The sequence below is a fragment of the Pseudoalteromonas sp. PSi26 genome (genome assembly GCF_054960575.1).
The window spans coordinates 58,911-73,655 of the sequence record NZ_JBHNYT010000018.1 but is presented as its reverse complement, the minus strand read 5'-3'; the positions used below and the strand labels follow the sequence as shown (position 1 = coordinate 73,655).

At 38.8% G+C, this 14,745-nt stretch carries 15 protein-coding genes and 1 pseudogene; 9 read left to right on the top strand and 7 right to left on the bottom strand.

What is annotated here, in order from left to right; translation table 11 throughout:
• The first annotated feature begins 638 nt into the window (after positions 1-638).
• The 8 genes from ACFI34_RS16805 (at position 639) to ACFI34_RS16770 (ending at position 6,836) form a co-directional block, all read left to right on the top strand.
• Positions 639-1,571, top strand: coding sequence for a CHAD domain-containing protein (locus tag ACFI34_RS16805; RefSeq protein WP_410900210.1), 933 nt, complete (start codon positions 639-641; stop codon positions 1,569-1,571).
• A gap of 25 nt (positions 1,572-1,596) precedes the next feature.
• Positions 1,597-2,496 (top strand): DUF350 domain-containing protein, encoded by a 900-nt coding sequence (locus ACFI34_RS16800; RefSeq protein ID WP_462674311.1) that lies wholly within the window; start codon positions 1,597-1,599, stop codon positions 2,494-2,496.
• A gap of 3 nt (positions 2,497-2,499) precedes the next feature.
• Positions 2,500-4,221, top strand: coding sequence for a polyamine aminopropyltransferase (locus ACFI34_RS16795; protein ID WP_462674310.1), 1,722 nt, complete (start codon positions 2,500-2,502; stop codon positions 4,219-4,221).
• An 80-nt stretch (positions 4,222-4,301) separates the two neighbouring features.
• On the top strand, positions 4,302-4,715 hold the full coding sequence (locus ACFI34_RS16790; RefSeq protein ID WP_006793818.1) for a YjfI family protein: 414 nt from the start codon (positions 4,302-4,304) through the stop codon (positions 4,713-4,715).
• 24 nt (positions 4,716-4,739) lie between these two features.
• On the top strand, positions 4,740-5,432 hold the full coding sequence (locus tag ACFI34_RS16785; RefSeq protein WP_006793819.1) for a PspA/IM30 family protein: 693 nt from the start codon (positions 4,740-4,742) through the stop codon (positions 5,430-5,432).
• A 73-nt stretch (positions 5,433-5,505) separates the two neighbouring features.
• On the top strand, positions 5,506-6,144 hold the full coding sequence (locus ACFI34_RS16780) for a DUF4178 domain-containing protein (protein ID WP_058405886.1): 639 nt from the start codon (positions 5,506-5,508) through the stop codon (positions 6,142-6,144).
• Positions 6,141-6,461, top strand: coding sequence for a hypothetical protein (locus ACFI34_RS16775; RefSeq protein WP_006793821.1), 321 nt, complete (start codon positions 6,141-6,143; stop codon positions 6,459-6,461). The genes ACFI34_RS16780 and ACFI34_RS16775 overlap by 4 nt, the downstream gene beginning before the upstream one ends.
• A 189-nt stretch (positions 6,462-6,650) precedes the next feature.
• The gene (locus ACFI34_RS16770) at positions 6,651-6,836 is read left to right on the top strand and encodes a hypothetical protein (RefSeq protein ID WP_410900213.1); all 186 of its coding nucleotides are present in this window, start codon (positions 6,651-6,653) and stop codon (positions 6,834-6,836) included.
• Positions 6,837-6,865: 29 nt separating this feature from the next.
• Here the strand turns inward: ACFI34_RS16770 and ACFI34_RS16765 are convergent, their stop codons facing one another.
• The 5 genes and pseudogenes from ACFI34_RS16765 to ACFI34_RS16745 form a co-directional block, all read right to left on the bottom strand.
• A complete protein-coding gene (locus tag ACFI34_RS16765; protein WP_462674309.1) occupies positions 6,866-7,270 on the bottom strand; it encodes a hypothetical protein in 405 nt (134 codons plus the stop codon).
• Positions 7,271-7,280: 10 nt separating this feature from the next.
• Positions 7,281-7,787, bottom strand: coding sequence for a hypothetical protein (locus ACFI34_RS16760; RefSeq protein WP_462674308.1), 507 nt, complete (start codon positions 7,785-7,787; stop codon positions 7,281-7,283).
• 113 nt (positions 7,788-7,900) lie between these two features.
• A complete protein-coding gene (locus ACFI34_RS16755; protein WP_462674307.1) occupies positions 7,901-9,274 on the bottom strand; it encodes a class II fumarate hydratase in 1,374 nt (457 codons plus the stop codon).
• A gap of 11 nt (positions 9,275-9,285) precedes the next feature.
• Positions 9,286-9,581, bottom strand: a pseudogene (locus tag ACFI34_RS16750) (hypothetical protein).
• Positions 9,582-9,675: 94 nt separating this feature from the next.
• On the bottom strand, positions 9,676-9,861 hold the full coding sequence (locus ACFI34_RS16745; protein ID WP_010558102.1) for a hypothetical protein: 186 nt from the start codon (positions 9,859-9,861) through the stop codon (positions 9,676-9,678).
• 196 nt (positions 9,862-10,057) lie between these two features.
• Between ACFI34_RS16745 and ACFI34_RS16740 the strand changes: the two genes are divergently transcribed.
• A complete protein-coding gene (locus tag ACFI34_RS16740; RefSeq protein WP_410900217.1) occupies positions 10,058-10,648 on the top strand; it encodes a DUF938 domain-containing protein in 591 nt (196 codons plus the stop codon).
• Here the strand turns inward: ACFI34_RS16740 and ACFI34_RS16735 are convergent.
• Positions 10,625-11,764 (bottom strand): GNAT family N-acetyltransferase, encoded by a 1,140-nt coding sequence (locus tag ACFI34_RS16735; RefSeq protein WP_462674306.1) that lies wholly within the window; start codon positions 11,762-11,764, stop codon positions 10,625-10,627. The genes ACFI34_RS16740 and ACFI34_RS16735 overlap by 24 nt on opposite strands.
• A 221-nt stretch (positions 11,765-11,985) precedes the next feature.
• The gene (locus ACFI34_RS16730; protein ID WP_462674305.1) at positions 11,986-14,697 is read right to left on the bottom strand and encodes an ATP-binding protein; all 2,712 of its coding nucleotides are present in this window, start codon (positions 14,695-14,697) and stop codon (positions 11,986-11,988) included.
• Positions 14,698-14,745: the final 48 nt, after the last annotated feature.

Here is a 14,745-nt window from a genome sequence, read left to right as displayed (position 1 = left end):
AATAGCCAAGAGCCCATATCGAACTCAATACTCAAACAAAACAGCGCGAAGGCGAGCCCCGCGGAAGGCCGCCCCGACGAAAAGATAGTATCCCATTTGCTATGTGACTCTCCACTGCTGTGGGCACCACGACATTATCAGGCTTCAAATTGTAGAAAGCCCGACTAGTAATAGTCGGGCTTTTTTACGTCTGTAGAAAAGTAAAATTAAGTATTTCTTTCTCTAAAGCGTAGCGTCTCCTGAGCAAAGCACCTCTTTGTGAACATTATTCTAGCTATCCAATACATTGAGCGATGAGAGTTCAGCATTGCACTGTGGCTCTCCACTGCTGTGGGTACTATGTTATTCTTGCACGGACTCCAAATACGAGAAAGCAGTTACAGCAATGTGACTGGTTTTTTACTGTTTGGGATAAAGTAAACACTAAGCTACGATCCACTCCTCAAAGATTTTAATCAGCGTAAAAATTAAGTTAGTTATATCCAGTGCTTAGATCATAAGCTTTTACATTTAGCTGTAGTATTTTTTATACGTATTATTCTTTACATCTCTTCTTATTTTGTTGCAATTTCATTCTTGGCTTACTAAGTGACCTGTGTAAGACTAGCTGTGTTAATTTAGTAAATCAGGTGACATGAATGTCGAATAGTAAAGTTTGGAAACTTATAAGCCTGTTTTGTTTGTTTACGGTGCTTATGGGTTGTCAATCTAAAGAAGAGCAACTACAACAAACAATTCAAGAGTCTATAAAAAAAGCGGATGCTGAGCTATCACAGCTAGGTAGTGCGCTAGATAATGGCAGTATACGCAATGCAGTGTTACTTAAAGAGTATGGTGCGCTTTTAAAAAAACAACAGCCAGAGCTTTCAAATGTTGTTGATGTAATTACTTTAGATGCTTCGCGCCAAGGTGCACTTTATAGTGGTTTATTACAACGACTTAAAGAGACTAAAAATACTTACTTAATCCCCCCATACGAAGATACGTTGCACAGCATCGATCTTTTACGTGAAGCTGCAAAACCTTCACTGTTCTCTGACGCTTTAACTGATCCAATCAATATGCTTGCTGATATGTCAAAAGGATCGCTAGCTCGCGTTGGTGCTATTAGCCAACAAGCCGAGGGTGAAGGAGTAGGTAACCAGATGGTGGGTAATCCCAACTATGGTAATTGGCAAACAAATAGCAGTGGCATCAGCTTTTGGCAATGGTACGGCATGTACCGTATTTTAGGAGATGTATTTGACAGGGTTGAATACGGAAGCTGGAGTAAACGCCGTAAGTACAGTTATTACAACGATTATGGCCGTTACCGCTACTCAAGCCCTAAACAAATTAAAACACAAAGCGCATTAGAAACACGCACACGTCAAACATACCAACGTCAAGGTAAGCAGTTCACAAGCCCTTATGCGAGTAAAAAGGCGGGGGCTTCAGGGTTAAGTCGCAGTAGTTATACACCGCCTAAGAGCCGTAGCAGTTACTCGCGATCAAGTAGCTATAGTAATAGCTCCGGTTCGGTTCGTGACAGTGGAAGCAGAACCTCTCGTGGCGTGAGCCGTGGTAAGTAAAGAATAAAGTTGGAGTTAGAATAATATGTATGAATTTAATGGAATAACTACGTGGTCGCTGCAAGCTTTAGCGATAGACTTTGCAATAATTGTGCTGCTATTTGTTAGCCTTAAATATATAAAAGGCTGGGTTTCAAATTTGCATGCCAATGACGAAATAACAGAGCGCGATAATTTTGCCTTTGGTATTAGTTTTGCTGCTGGTTTGGTTGCGCTGGCTATTGTATTAACCGGTGTAAGCAGTGGTGCATTTGCTGCAACGCTTCAGCAAGAAGCACTGCAAATGCTTGGTTATGGTGCGCTTGCCATTGTGTTAATTAAGCTTGGTCACTTTTTTCAAGACAAAGTTGCACTGCGTAAAGTGAGCCTACATGATGAAATAGTTAAAGGTAATGTGACTGCTTCTATTATTGATTTTGGCCACGTAGTGAGTGTCGCAATTGTCATTCGCTCAGCACTGCTATGGGTAGCTACAGAAGGATGGCATGGTTTACCTATTGTCATTGCTGCCTTTGTTATTGGTAGCATTGTGCTGTTGTTTGTGAGCCAGTACCGAGTTATGTTATTTAAGCGCACAAATAAAAATGGTGACTGTCTTCAACAAGCTATTATTGATGATAACTTAGCTGTTGGCATTCGTTACGCTGGTTATTTAGTGGGGAGTGCATTAGCAATCACAGCGGCAACAGGTGTTGCACCGTATGCTGCAGATAATATTAATGCTAGTTTATTGTATTGGGCTGTTAGTGCAATTGTGAGCTTGGTTGCGTTTATTATTTTGCACTTGGTGACTATTAAAATAATTTTATCGGGTTGTGATATTTCTGATGAAGTTAATCGTCAAAAAAATGTGGGTGTTGCAGCTATTTCTGCCGCTGTATCGTTTGCTGTAGGCATCACAATGGCAACTTTATTAGGCGCATAATCAGTGTCAACTACAACCCAAAGCCCAAGTAAGTCACGCTTACTTGGGCATGATATATTACTTATTACTGTAATGGCCGTGCTCGCTGGGTGCGGCCTTATTTATGAATACCTACTCTCTCATTACGCTGGTCGAGTATTAGGCTCTGTAGAAAGTGCTATTTACGCTATGATTGGTACCATGATAGTTGCCATGGGGTTAGGGGCATTTTTAGCGCGTTGGTTTAAAGATGCGTTCACCGCATTTGCTTGGCTAGAAAGCATTATAGCTTTGATTGGTATGGGCTGTATTTTAGCCATAGCAAGCGTTATTGCAGTTAGTTATTCACTTCCTCATTTATTTTCAAGTATTTTTAATCTGCCCCCTGATGTTGTGCTCAATGGTTACGTATTTCAAAAGCTGCAAGAATGGTCGCGCTTTTTGCCGTATGTATTTGGCTTAGTATTAGGGCTGTTTATTGGTATGGAAATACCGCTTATTGCGCGTATTCGCCAACATGTGTACGGGCGGTTTTTAGAAAACAATGCAGGAACTATTTATGGTGCAGACTACATTGGGGCAGGTATTGGCGCAGCAATTTGGGTAAGCATAATGTTGGCTATGCCTATCATGCAAGCTGCTGCATGGACCGCTTTATTTAATATTATTGCAGGGCTTGCTTTTTTATGGCGCTACCATGCCCATGTTCGCTTTGCTAAAGCCTTATTGGTTTGCCATATTTTACTACTTGTGCTGTTTGGCTTTATTTTAGTGCTCGGCAGCAGTTGGATGAATAGCCTAAGCAACGTCTTATATAAAGATAAAGTTATTTATTCTCAAGCGACTAAATATCAGCATGTTGTATTAACAGAACGACTTAGCAAAAATCAACCGCAACCTATTACCGACCTGTACTTAAATGGTCGCTTACAGTTCTCCAGTGTTGACGAACAAATATACCATTCAATGCTAGTTTATCCGGCTATGCTTGCCTCTAACCGACATGATAAGGTGCTAATTATTGGCGGGGGTGACGGTTTAGCATTAAGGGATGTACTAAAATGGTCGGTAAACGAAGTCACTTTAATTGATTTAGACGGACAGTTACTCAACCTATTTGGCCACGAAGACGATAAGTTTACCCCGCCCGAAGCCATCACGCAGCGATTAATAAACCTCAACAACGACTCAATGAAAGACCCCAAAGCTAACATAATTGTGGGTGATGCTTTTTTAGAGGTTGAGAAATTACTCGATCAAAACAAACAGTTTGACACTGTTATTATTGATTTACCTGATCCGAATCATCCTGACCTAAATAAGCTATACAGCGATTATTTTTATAATCATGTACGTCAATTACTAGCTCCTGATGGGGCTATGGCTGTGCAATCAACGTCGCCATATCATGCAAAAAAGGCGTTTTTGAGTATAGCTAAAACTGTTAAGGCTGCCGGGTTTGATTACGTGGAGCAATACCAACAAAATATTCCATCGTTTGGTCAGTGGGGGTGGACAATTGCTACCAAAATGGGTCAACCAGCCAGTGCACGAATAAATAACATAGGTGAAATGCCGGTATCGTCACGATGGATAAGTAAAAAATATTTACTAGCAAGTTTTGTATTCCCTAATCAGTATTTTGAACAAATAAATGATATTGAGGTCAATAGGTTAGGTTCTGGGCAGCTTTATGATTATTACCGTTCAGCATGGCAAATAGAGAGTGAATTGTATAAAAACTAACAAAACATGGTTGACATAATATGTCTACCGTGCGAATCTTAACTCAGACATAATATGTCAAACAACACAAAGGCAGAGACATGGAATTAAACGAACTTTCAATAAAATTAGCTTCTTTTGAAACTGAAGGCGCTAACTTTGAGTCTTTCTTGATTGCCAATCCAGGTGAGCAAGATGTTTTACAAGTCATTGTTGATGGAAATGATGAACTTCCAATTTTTGTTACGCAAACTCAAGAGCAGTTGTTATGTATTAGCTACTTGTTTGGCGAAGACGAAGTGAAAAGTGAATTACGCAACGAGTTAAACGAAACATTGTTACGTTTAAACGTGCCAATTCCACTAAGTGCATTCGCTAAAATCGATAATAAATACGCGATTTTTGGTGCACTGTCGGTAAACTCATCATTAGATGATGTTACCCACGAACTAGTGACATTAGCTGACAACGCGATTGATGCACTAGAAGCCGTGACCTTGTATTTAAACGATTAGTAACTAGTTAGTGGAGTTAAGATTATGAGTATTTTAAAAAAATTATTTACAGCAGTACGTGGTGGCGCTCGTGAAGCGGGCGAAGCAATTGTAGATGCAAATGGTATCCGTATTTTTGAACAAGAAATCGCTGATGCACAAAATGCACTTCACCGTGCTAAAAAAAGCCTGACCGAAGTAATGGCTAAAGAAATGCAAACTAAGCGAAAAATTAGCGCTGTAGATGCATCAATTGCTGAACACGAAGCGTATGCAGGCCAAGCACTTGAAAAAGGTAACGAAGCCTTAGCATTAGAAATTGCAGAAAAAATTGGTGACTTTGAAGCTGAAAAAGCTGAAAACGAGCAAGTATTAGCAGGTTTTAGCAACCACATTGTAACGCTTAAGCAGCAAGTTAAAGACGCTGAAAAGTCGATTAAAGAAAATCAACGTCAGCTTACTATGGTTAAAACCACAGAAAGCGTACAGCAAGCAACAATGGCTGTTAACAGCACGCTTAATACGAATAGCTCGTCGATGACCTCGGCTCGACAATCACTAGAGCGTATTAAACAGCGTCAACAAGACCGTAGCGATCAGTTAGGTGCTGCAAAAGAGCTTGAGTCAGAAGTTAATGGCGACGATTTAAAAGCAAAAATGGCTGAAGCGGGTATTGGCGACACAAGCCCAAAAAGTGCCGATATTTTAGCGCGCATTAAAGCCAAGCAAAACGGCTAATAGTTCGTACATTTATAATAAAAGGTAATTAAGCGTCGCTTAGTTACCTTTTTTGCTTAAGGGATGCTTTATTATGTTTAATTTTTTCAAATCTAAAAAAGAGCCAGAACGTCAGCTTAACCATGCAAGTGAGCTTAAAAAAGGTGACATGTTTACCGTTATAGATTCGTTTGCTTATCCTTCGTGGTTAAAAGGACAAACATTGCGTGTTATTGATGTGCAAACTTATCAATATCAGCACAGTAGTGATACTGAGTTTGTACTTGAGACAAACAGTGGTCAAGTTGTGTTTTTACAAATAGCACAAGAAGACGGCGAGCAATGGGCTAATTTTTCGATAAAAGTTCAACGAGATGAAGTAGATGATATTTTCACCTTAGATGAATTTGCTCGTATTTTTGATGAAGAGTCGTTAACGCATATTGCAGTTAAAAATACTCCTGAGCGTTTTATGCAGTTTTTGGCTAAAAGTTACCAACAAACTGAATCGCCGTTTGTTTGTTATTTTCATAATAAAGACTTTCGTGGTCAAAGCCTACCTCGCTATGAGCAAGACGGTGGCGAGCCCTGTGAAATGATATGTTTAGCATCGCCAGATGAGGGGCATAGTCTAAATATTGAAATTTGGGATGGCGGCGAAACCGAAGTGTCATTAACACTTACGCGTCCAATTACCGATATTGTGGATTTATTTCCTGGAGACGCAAAGTGAGTGATGCTAAAGATAAGTGGTTACGCCAAGAGCAGGCCGTGCGTGCTACACAAATGGCATTTGATTTAAGTAGCGATGTTCAAAAGCAAATAAAAAAGCAAGCAATTGACCAAGAGCTCACGCCATCAGATATGATCCGCAAAATACTTGGCTTAGATGTAAAGTCAAAAAAAACTCGTCAGCGATTATCGTTCAATTTGAATGATGATGAGATAGCGCAACTAGCGAGCCGCTTTGATGTACCAAGCGAAGATAAGCGCGCGGTAAAACAACAAGTAGCAGAGCTTTTAATTGCGCATACTAAAAAAGCTAAGTAGTTGACCTAAATCCTGGCATATAAAAGCATGTTAGGCAGTTATTTTAGCTAAAAAATAAGATCAAATAGATCGCTATTTCAATGTGCTTTTAAATTTTTTATTAAAAGCTAATGAATTGAAAAGCAGTGCTTTTGCGTTCTTTGTATTAAGCCCTTACACTAAAGGTAACAACTATAAAGAAGTACTGCTTTGAATATTATACTGATTACTTACCTAATTATTTTTGCTTTATTTGGTACTGCAGCAAGTTATTTTGTGCGTTTTATATATGCATACTGGGTACTAAAAACCATGCCAATGAAGTACATACTTAAAGCAGGGATATGCGTGCTGTTGGTCGTGGTTATTTCAGCGCTTATTCCGTACTTAAGTTAACGCTGAAATACCCCTTAACACTTTATATATTACTTAATATCGATTGATTGGCATTGCTGGTTAATACACAGCGATTGTACTTCAATAACCGGTAAGCAATCAGTTAGTGATTGTTGCTCATTTTGACTTTTTTCTTGTTCGGTGATTTTCTTTGCAATGCTTTCTGCTTGCTCTTGCGGGGTATTTAGCGTTGAATAAACAGCATATTTGCTCGGCCCGCCACATGCTCGCGCTCCTACTTCAAGTACCTTACACTGAAAGCTTGCTGTACAGCCATTGTTATCAACAATATTGGCAAGTTGGCTATTTAAAGCCGACAAGCTCTGCCCTTGATCGCTATTTACAGATGCTGTTGTTGAGCAACCGCTGAGTAAAAAAATGCTAGCAGCAACACTAAAAATTGATAATTTAACTGTCAATGTTAAACCACTCATATTGTTATCCTTAAAATACACTTACCGCTGAGCCTTCAAGTTTAACACATTTATTTTCAACACACTGAGTGCCTGGTGTTGTTAAATGCTGACAAATACTCATCATTCCTTTTTGCGCATTAAAATTACTTTCCAGCTCGGTGATTGTTTTGCTCAGTGTTTTTACTTGCTCGTCTTTTGCTGTTTTAGTTGAATAAACTTCAAAGCTACTAGGGCCACCGCATGCACGACTACCTACTGCAATAACTTTACATTGCATACTAGTATCGCAGCTGGTGTCAGCAATAAGCGTGTTTAACTGGGCTTTAGCTGTTGTAATATCTTCAACTGATACCGCTTCTACACTTGAGTTTGAAAGTGCGTCAACGTCACTTTTTGTTTGAGTGGTTTCTTTTAGTGTCTGTTGTTGTGGTTTTATTGCTTCAGCAGTGGTTAGTGACTCTTTTTCTGCTGGTGTTTTATCTAAACACGCACTTAAACAAAGGGGTAAAACAAGAGCTAATAATACAGGGCGCATAGGATACCTTGATAGTGATGAATAATTCATCACTATCATACACGGTGCATTTTTTACGGCAATAAAAACTCTATAATCAAGTAATTAAAGCCGTATTTAAAGCTTTTTAAAAACTACAAGCCACCTTGTGTGAGCTTAGTCGGGTTGAGCAGTTTTTCGAGCTCTTCACGTGGTAAGTCAGTTTCTTGTTCGGCAACATCAATAATAGGACGGGCTTCTTTATAGGCTTGTTTCGCTATTTTTGCTGCTTTTTCGTAACCGATCACCGGGTTAAGTGCAGTCACTAAAATAGGGTTTTTAGCAAGCGCGCGGTCAATGTTAGCTTGATTGACGACAAATGTGGCGATAGCTTTTTCTGCTAATGCTTGGGCGCTGTTTGCTAGTAGCTCTATGCTTTGCAAAATATTATAGGCGATAACAGGCAGCATCACATTTAGTTCAAAGTTACCAGATTGGCCTGCAACAGTAATTGTGGCGTCATTACCAATCACTTGTGCGCTAACCATGGCAGCGGCTTCTGGTATAACGGGGTTTACTTTCCCCGGCATAATGGATGAGCCTGGTTGTAGGGCTTCAAGTTCTATTTCGCCTAATCCTGCAAGAGGGCCTGAGTTCATCCAGCGTAGGTCGTTCGCTATTTTCATTTGTGCTACAGCAAGTACTTTTAATTGCCCAGATAGTGCAACAATGGCATCTTGCGACCCAATATTGTAAAAAAAGTTATTGCTTGGCGAAAACTGTATACCTACATTTTTAGTCAGGTTCTTGCTAAATACATCAGCAAACTTTGGGTCGGCATTAATACCTGTACCAACAGCTGTGCCGCCTTGTGCAAGCTCACATACCCGTTCGAGTGAACGGTCAATGCCCGTAGTAGCATGATTAATTTGAGATTGCCATGCATTAAGAGTTTGCTCGAATGTAACAGGCATCGCGTCCATTAAGTGGGTGCGACCAGTTTTAACAATAGCGCCTATCTCGCTCTTTTTATTCTCTAAATGTTGCGATAACTTCTCAAGGGCGGGCAGTAATGATTTTTTTACCGCGAAAGCACTGCTTAGTGCGATAGCTGTAGGGATTACATCGTTTGAGCTTTGCCCCATATTTACATCATCATTGGGATGTACAGGCTCCTGTTGAGTACTGGCAAGTGTTGCTATTACTTCATTGGCGTTCATATTAGAGCTAGTTCCTGAGCCAGTTTGAAAGACATCAACAGGAAACTGATCAGAATGCTCACCATTAATAATCGCTTGGCAAGCATGCTCTATTGCGGTTGCCTTGGTTTTATCAAGATGCCCTAGCTCATAGTTACTTTGTGCTGCAGCTTGTTTTATATATGCCAGTGCTTTTATAAATTGCGCTGGCATAGTAAGGGAGCTAATAGCAAAGTTATTAACAGCGCGCTGCGTTTGCGCTTGATATAAAGCGTTAACAGGTACTTGTAACCCGCCCATACTGTCTGATTCTGTTCTAAAGTTGCTCATTGATCTGCTCCTTAAAAAGGGTTGAATTCGTGACTAAGAATACGAGCTTCACGCTCAAGTAATAAAAATTTAGCACGACTATTGTGGCTTATGTAGAAACGCTTTAATGCAAGTAATGGTTTGTGTAGCTGGTGTAGGCATTGTTTGCGAATTGCATTATGAGTAAGAGGGTCGCACATTTTATTTATAATTTCATTGTGTGTGCGTCTATATAATGAGCGACAAGCATTGGAGCATGCAGACCTGGCCTTTTGCAATTAAATGCAAGAGTTTGTTGATAGTTATGTAAGGCGTGATTTGAAGACATAAAAAAACCGATCCAACTAATGATAATAGTTATCATTACATTCAATCGGTTTCAGTGTAAATAGTTATTATAAAAATTATCTACGGCGTGAATTTTAATTATAGCCGAGAATAAATATCTGGTCTGTCTCATGTTTAGTGATCGCCTTTTGATTATGTTTTGGATGAGAAAGTAAATCAATTACTGTTGCTCTCATATCAAGGGTTTCACTGTGATCATCGGTACTTTTTTCGGTGATAGCTACTGCTGCATCAACAGCGGTATAGGGAGGCATGTGCATAATTTTATCCTTTTGTGATTAGTTAATTAACCCTTAAATGGGTCAATTATGTTGCTGCATAATACATACCAATCAAGCCTGCTATATCTAACTACATGATTATAATTAACTTAATAAATAAAACATAATTAGTCACGACAACATATTACAAATTTGCTTTACTATTGTGCAAATATCCACAATTTTGGTGCACTCAATGACAAAGCCATTTTCACAAGCATGTGAAAACAATAAAGGCCCTATTTTAGAGCATTTAAACAGCGCGTTAAAAAACGTTAAAACAGTATTAGAAGTTGGTTCTGGAACAGGTCAGCATAGTGTGTTTTTTGCTGAAAAATTACCTTATCTACAATGGTATACAAGTGATCGTGTCATTAATCATGAAGGTATTAGGCTATGGCATAGTGAAGTGAATTTAGCTAATTTACATGCCCCTATTGAGCTTGATTTAAACCAGCCTTGGCCTATCGAAAAAGTAGATGCAATATATACTGCGAATACATTTCATATTGTAAGTTGGTTATTAGTTGAACGTTTTTTTGACGGGGTTAAACGTCACTTAAATGATGAGGGGATTGTGTGTATTTATGGTCCTTTTAAGTACAAAGGTGAGTACACTAGCCAAAGTAATCAAGAGTTTTGCGCCTTTTTAACTGAGCGAGATCATTTAAGTGGTATAAGAGATTTTGAAGCTGTTTTATTATTGGCCAAGCAAGCAGGGCTTTCGCTTATGAGCGATCATGCTATGCCTGCTAATAACCAGTTACTCGTTTTTAAACGGCAATAACGATGTGCAATGTGCTTTGTAAAGTGCAATATGCTGGCGCTCTCGAGACAGGTAATCCTCAATAGCACTGCTAAATACATTGTTAACAATATGGTGGGCTGAAAAAGTAGTAACGGGTTCAAACCCCCTCGCTATTTTATGCTCCCCTTGTGCACCTGAATGAAAGCAGCCGAGTTTATGTTTAATGGCAAACTCTATACCTTGGTAATAACATAGCTCAAAGTGAAGTGCGTCAATATTTTCGCTTGCCCCCCAGTACCTGCCGTAAAGTGTGTTTTCACCAATTAAACTGAGTGTTGCAGCGATGACTTGACCGTCTTTTTTGGCAAGCATAATAACCAGCTGCGATGCCATAAGTGCATGCAAAAGGGTAAAAAATTCACTGTTTAGATAGCCTAAATGCCCTGAACGTTTTAGATAGGTGCGCTGATAAAATTCGCAAAACAGCTGCATTATTTCAGGTGTGATATCTGAACCCTTTAGCCATTCAATAGCAATATTTTGGTGTATTATTTTAGCGCGTTCTTTTTTTAGCGATCTACGTTTACGCGAGTTTAGCGTTGATAAAAAGTCGTCAAAAGTATCAAACCCTTTATTAAACCATTGAAATTGAACGCCCTCTCTGAGCATCGCGTGCTGCTTAGTGAGTAATGTTGCTTGTGTTTGATCGCAAAAGTTTATATGCCAACCAGACCATCCTTGCTCAATGCTATGTGTGCAGAGTTGCTCTGTAATATAGTTGTATACGGCGGTGTGGTTTGTATGATGAATGGCAATACGTTTACCTTCAATTGGGCTAAATGGCACACCTGATAGCCATTTAGGATAGTAATGCAAACCATTTTTTTCATATGCTTCAGCCCATGCCCAATCAAATACATACTCACCATAAGAATGGCTTTTTACATAACCAGGTGCAAGCGCAATTAAGTTACTCCCTTCATATACAGCTAAATGATAGGGCTGCCAGCCACTTTGCTGTGTTACACATTGGCTTTGCTCTAAGGTGTATAAAAAGGTATGTTGAGTAAAAGGTTCATCACCAAAAAAAGCATGCCATTGCGCTTGGTCTATTTCATTAATATTTTTAAACCATCGATGAGAAAAGCTTTTCATGATGTCGACCTTGTAAATATTGAGTGCTTAATTGTGGCTCTAATTTGTAATTCCATTGGCACTTATTTTACTTCTAAGCTTCAATTTATTTTTTCAGAGCTTTTAATAGTCACTTATTAAAGCGGTGTTTCACGATGCGATTAGGCTAATTGTGTGATTATACGCCACGCGAAAACATAATAACTCAGTCACGTAGCGTGATGGTAACAATTTTTTGGGTGCTATTTAGTAACTGTTTTTACAAACTGACTCAAGCACTCGGTCAGTTTTGCAAGTTCTATGGGTTTTGCTAAATGTTCGTTAAAGCCTGCTTTTTTAGCTTTAATTTTATCTTCTGGCATGGCATCTGCTGTTAGCGCAATGATGGGTAATGTATGTTGCGATTTAAACGCTCGAACTAATTCTGTTGCTTTATAGCCATCCATAACAGGCATCTGGCAATCCATTAGTACTAAATCAAAATGTTGTTCTTTGATTATATTTACAGCCTCTTCACCATTTTCAACCAAGTGAGGAATGATACCTAAAGATCCCAACATCGCTTTTATTACCATTTGATTCACAGGATTGTCTTCTGCGACCAAAATATTTAAAGACGTAATATCAATATCTTTTGATATGGCTTCTGGCTCTATATCAGGCTCTGTTGTTGTTAAGTTAACGGCAAACGTAAAGGTTGACCCTTCACCCAACTCGCTTTTTAAATTAAGTGTTCCCCCCATTAGCAAACATAATTCTTTAGCTATTGTTAAACCAAGGCCAGTACCACCAAATTTTCGTGAGGTTGAGCTGTCAGCTTGGGTAAACGCGTTAAATAAGGTGTTGTGTTGGTTTTTTTCAATACCTATGCCAGTATCTGATACTGCAATGCTTAGTTTTACCTTATTGGCAGACACAAACTCTGTATCTATATCGAGCGTAACGCTTCCTTCGTTAGTAAATTTAATCGCATTACTACATAAGTTAAGTAGTACTTGTTCTATGCGCATTGCATCGCCTACAAACCAGGTATCAACAGGTAAATTACATTTGACCATCCACTCAATGTTTTTATTTTTCGCACTTTGCTCAAACATAGTGTCAATGCGCTTTATTAGCGCCTTTGGGTCAAATGCAATGGACTCTAGTATTAAATGTTGTGACTCTATTTTTGAAATATCAAGAATGTCGTTTATTAGGTTTAATAGGCTGTTTGAAGAGGAATAAATTTTTTTAATGTAGCTGAACAGTTTTTGAGCATCATCACCTTTTTTTGCAAGTGACGATAGGCCAATAATGGCATTTAATGGGGTGCGTATTTCGTGACTCATATTAGCTAAAAATTGGCTTTTAGCGCTATTGGCTAAGTCAGACTGTTTTTTGGCTTTTACAAGCGAGCTTGTTCGTTCTGCAACTTGGCGGCTAAGCTCTAGTTGCTGCTGGTTAAATAGCATTAACACTACAATAATAAGTAAACACACAGCGGTTTGCAGCATAAGTAAAAATAAAGACATTTCAATGTTTTGCTGAGAAACGTAGTTTTCTTTAAGTGCTAATTTTATTATCCATTGTTGCCCTCCAAAGTTAATATTGAATGACATTAACTGGCTTTGGGTTGCTTGCTTAAAGTTTTGAGAGTCGTTACTGTAAAAAGCGGGTTTATTTTCATCTTCAAACACATCAATAGAAAACATTTCAAATTGCTGTTGTGTAATAGCTTGTTCAATAATTTTATGCGCCAAAAATACACCGGTGGCATAACCCTTTATATTTTCATTTTGACCATAAACAGGCGCAAATAGTAGATAGGCGGGTGTTGGCGTTTTTGTTTGGACTAATTGAATGATTTTAGTACTGATAGGTAAATATTTGATAGCTGGATTTTGCAAAGATGCTTTTCTATCTGGGTTTGAATATACATTAAAGCCAATAGCATTTTGGTTACTTTTTAAGGGTGCTATGTATTTAACGACTACTAGAGGGTCATCATCTTCGAGAGGATCACCAACAATGTTTATATTTTGCCGATAAATTGTTGACATTATATTGCTTAGTGTTTGGCGCTGCGCTTGTGTTATTTGTACATTCCAAGACAATGCTTTAATAAATGAATGTTTTTCTAGTAGCTTATTTGCTGACGCGTAAAAGTCTTGCTCATTAAACTCAGGTGATGATTGTACTTGGCTTGCTAAGCTTTGCACGGCGATAATACTTTGATTTATATACCTGTATAAACTGTTTTCAATAACTTCAACTTCTCGCTCTGCAATTTTAATTGTGTTTTTGCTATTTTCACGCTCATAAAGTTTTGCCGTAAGTGCTACAGATATAAACAAAATAGAGCACACAGCAATGGTTTCAAAGGCAAAGACTTTGCGTTGCCCTGATGCTTTGGGCAGTAACGACAATAGAAAAGGAGAAGCAATGAGTACTCCAAGGATATCCCCAAACCACCAATAAGTGACGTGTTGCCAATGGTTGTTTACGTTGTAGAGTGGGTTAAAGTGACTTAAGGCATATACACCAATATTTGACGAAATTAAGCTTACTAAAACAGCGACTACAGCAATAAAGTAAGCAATATTTTTACGTTTGCTAAAGTAGAGAGGATTTCCCAGCCAATACTTTAATAGCGCAGCGCCTGTCATAGCTTGAAGGATCACGCCAAAGGCAATGTACATGGCTTGGTTAAACGTGTTTCCCACGAGCATTAATTCATGTGCCGAGTGGTCAAATATGGTTAAGTTAAATAAAATCGCTGCTGCAAATAAAGGGGGTATAAAACGCCACCACCATATATAGCAACCAACTAAAGCAATACCTGCCGGTAGCCAGATAGGGACTATTTGCGAGTTAAATGCAAACGCAGTAAGCCCAACACCCAGTAAATAGTAAGCGAGGGCAAATAATATGTAGAAAATAATTGATTGAGAGTTTGAGGCGAATATTTTCACATAATATCCATATATTTATGTTTTGGTTTTTAAAATATTAGTATAGCT

What these genes read in the sequence shown, in the direction of transcription:
- ACFI34_RS16780 (WP_058405886.1), top strand. Translation starts at nt 5,506, where the DNA reads ATGTTTAATTTTTTCAAATCTAAAAAAGAGCCAGAACGTCAGCTTAAC.
- ACFI34_RS16740 (WP_410900217.1), top strand. Translation starts at nt 10,058, where the DNA reads ATGACAAAGCCATTTTCACAAGCATGTGAAAACAATAAAGGCCCTATT.
- ACFI34_RS16755 (WP_462674307.1), bottom strand. Translation starts at nt 9,274, where the DNA reads ATGAGCAACTTTAGAACAGAATCAGACAGTATGGGCGGGTTACAAGTA.
- ACFI34_RS16800 (WP_462674311.1), top strand. Translation starts at nt 1,597, where the DNA reads ATGTATGAATTTAATGGAATAACTACGTGGTCGCTGCAAGCTTTAGCG.
- ACFI34_RS16765 (WP_462674309.1), bottom strand. Translation starts at nt 7,270, where the DNA reads ATGAGTGGTTTAACATTGACAGTTAAATTATCAATTTTTAGTGTTGCT.
- ACFI34_RS16745 (WP_010558102.1), bottom strand. Translation starts at nt 9,861, where the DNA reads ATGCACATGCCTCCCTATACCGCTGTTGATGCAGCAGTAGCTATCACC.
- ACFI34_RS16760 (WP_462674308.1), bottom strand. Translation starts at nt 7,787, where the DNA reads ATGCGCCCTGTATTATTAGCTCTTGTTTTACCCCTTTGTTTAAGTGCG.
- ACFI34_RS16805 (WP_410900210.1), top strand. Translation starts at nt 639, where the DNA reads ATGTCGAATAGTAAAGTTTGGAAACTTATAAGCCTGTTTTGTTTGTTT.
- ACFI34_RS16785 (WP_006793819.1), top strand. Translation starts at nt 4,740, where the DNA reads ATGAGTATTTTAAAAAAATTATTTACAGCAGTACGTGGTGGCGCTCGT.
- ACFI34_RS16735 (WP_462674306.1), bottom strand. Translation starts at nt 11,764, where the DNA reads ATGAAAAGCTTTTCTCATCGATGGTTTAAAAATATTAATGAAATAGAC.
- ACFI34_RS16790 (WP_006793818.1), top strand. Translation starts at nt 4,302, where the DNA reads ATGGAATTAAACGAACTTTCAATAAAATTAGCTTCTTTTGAAACTGAA.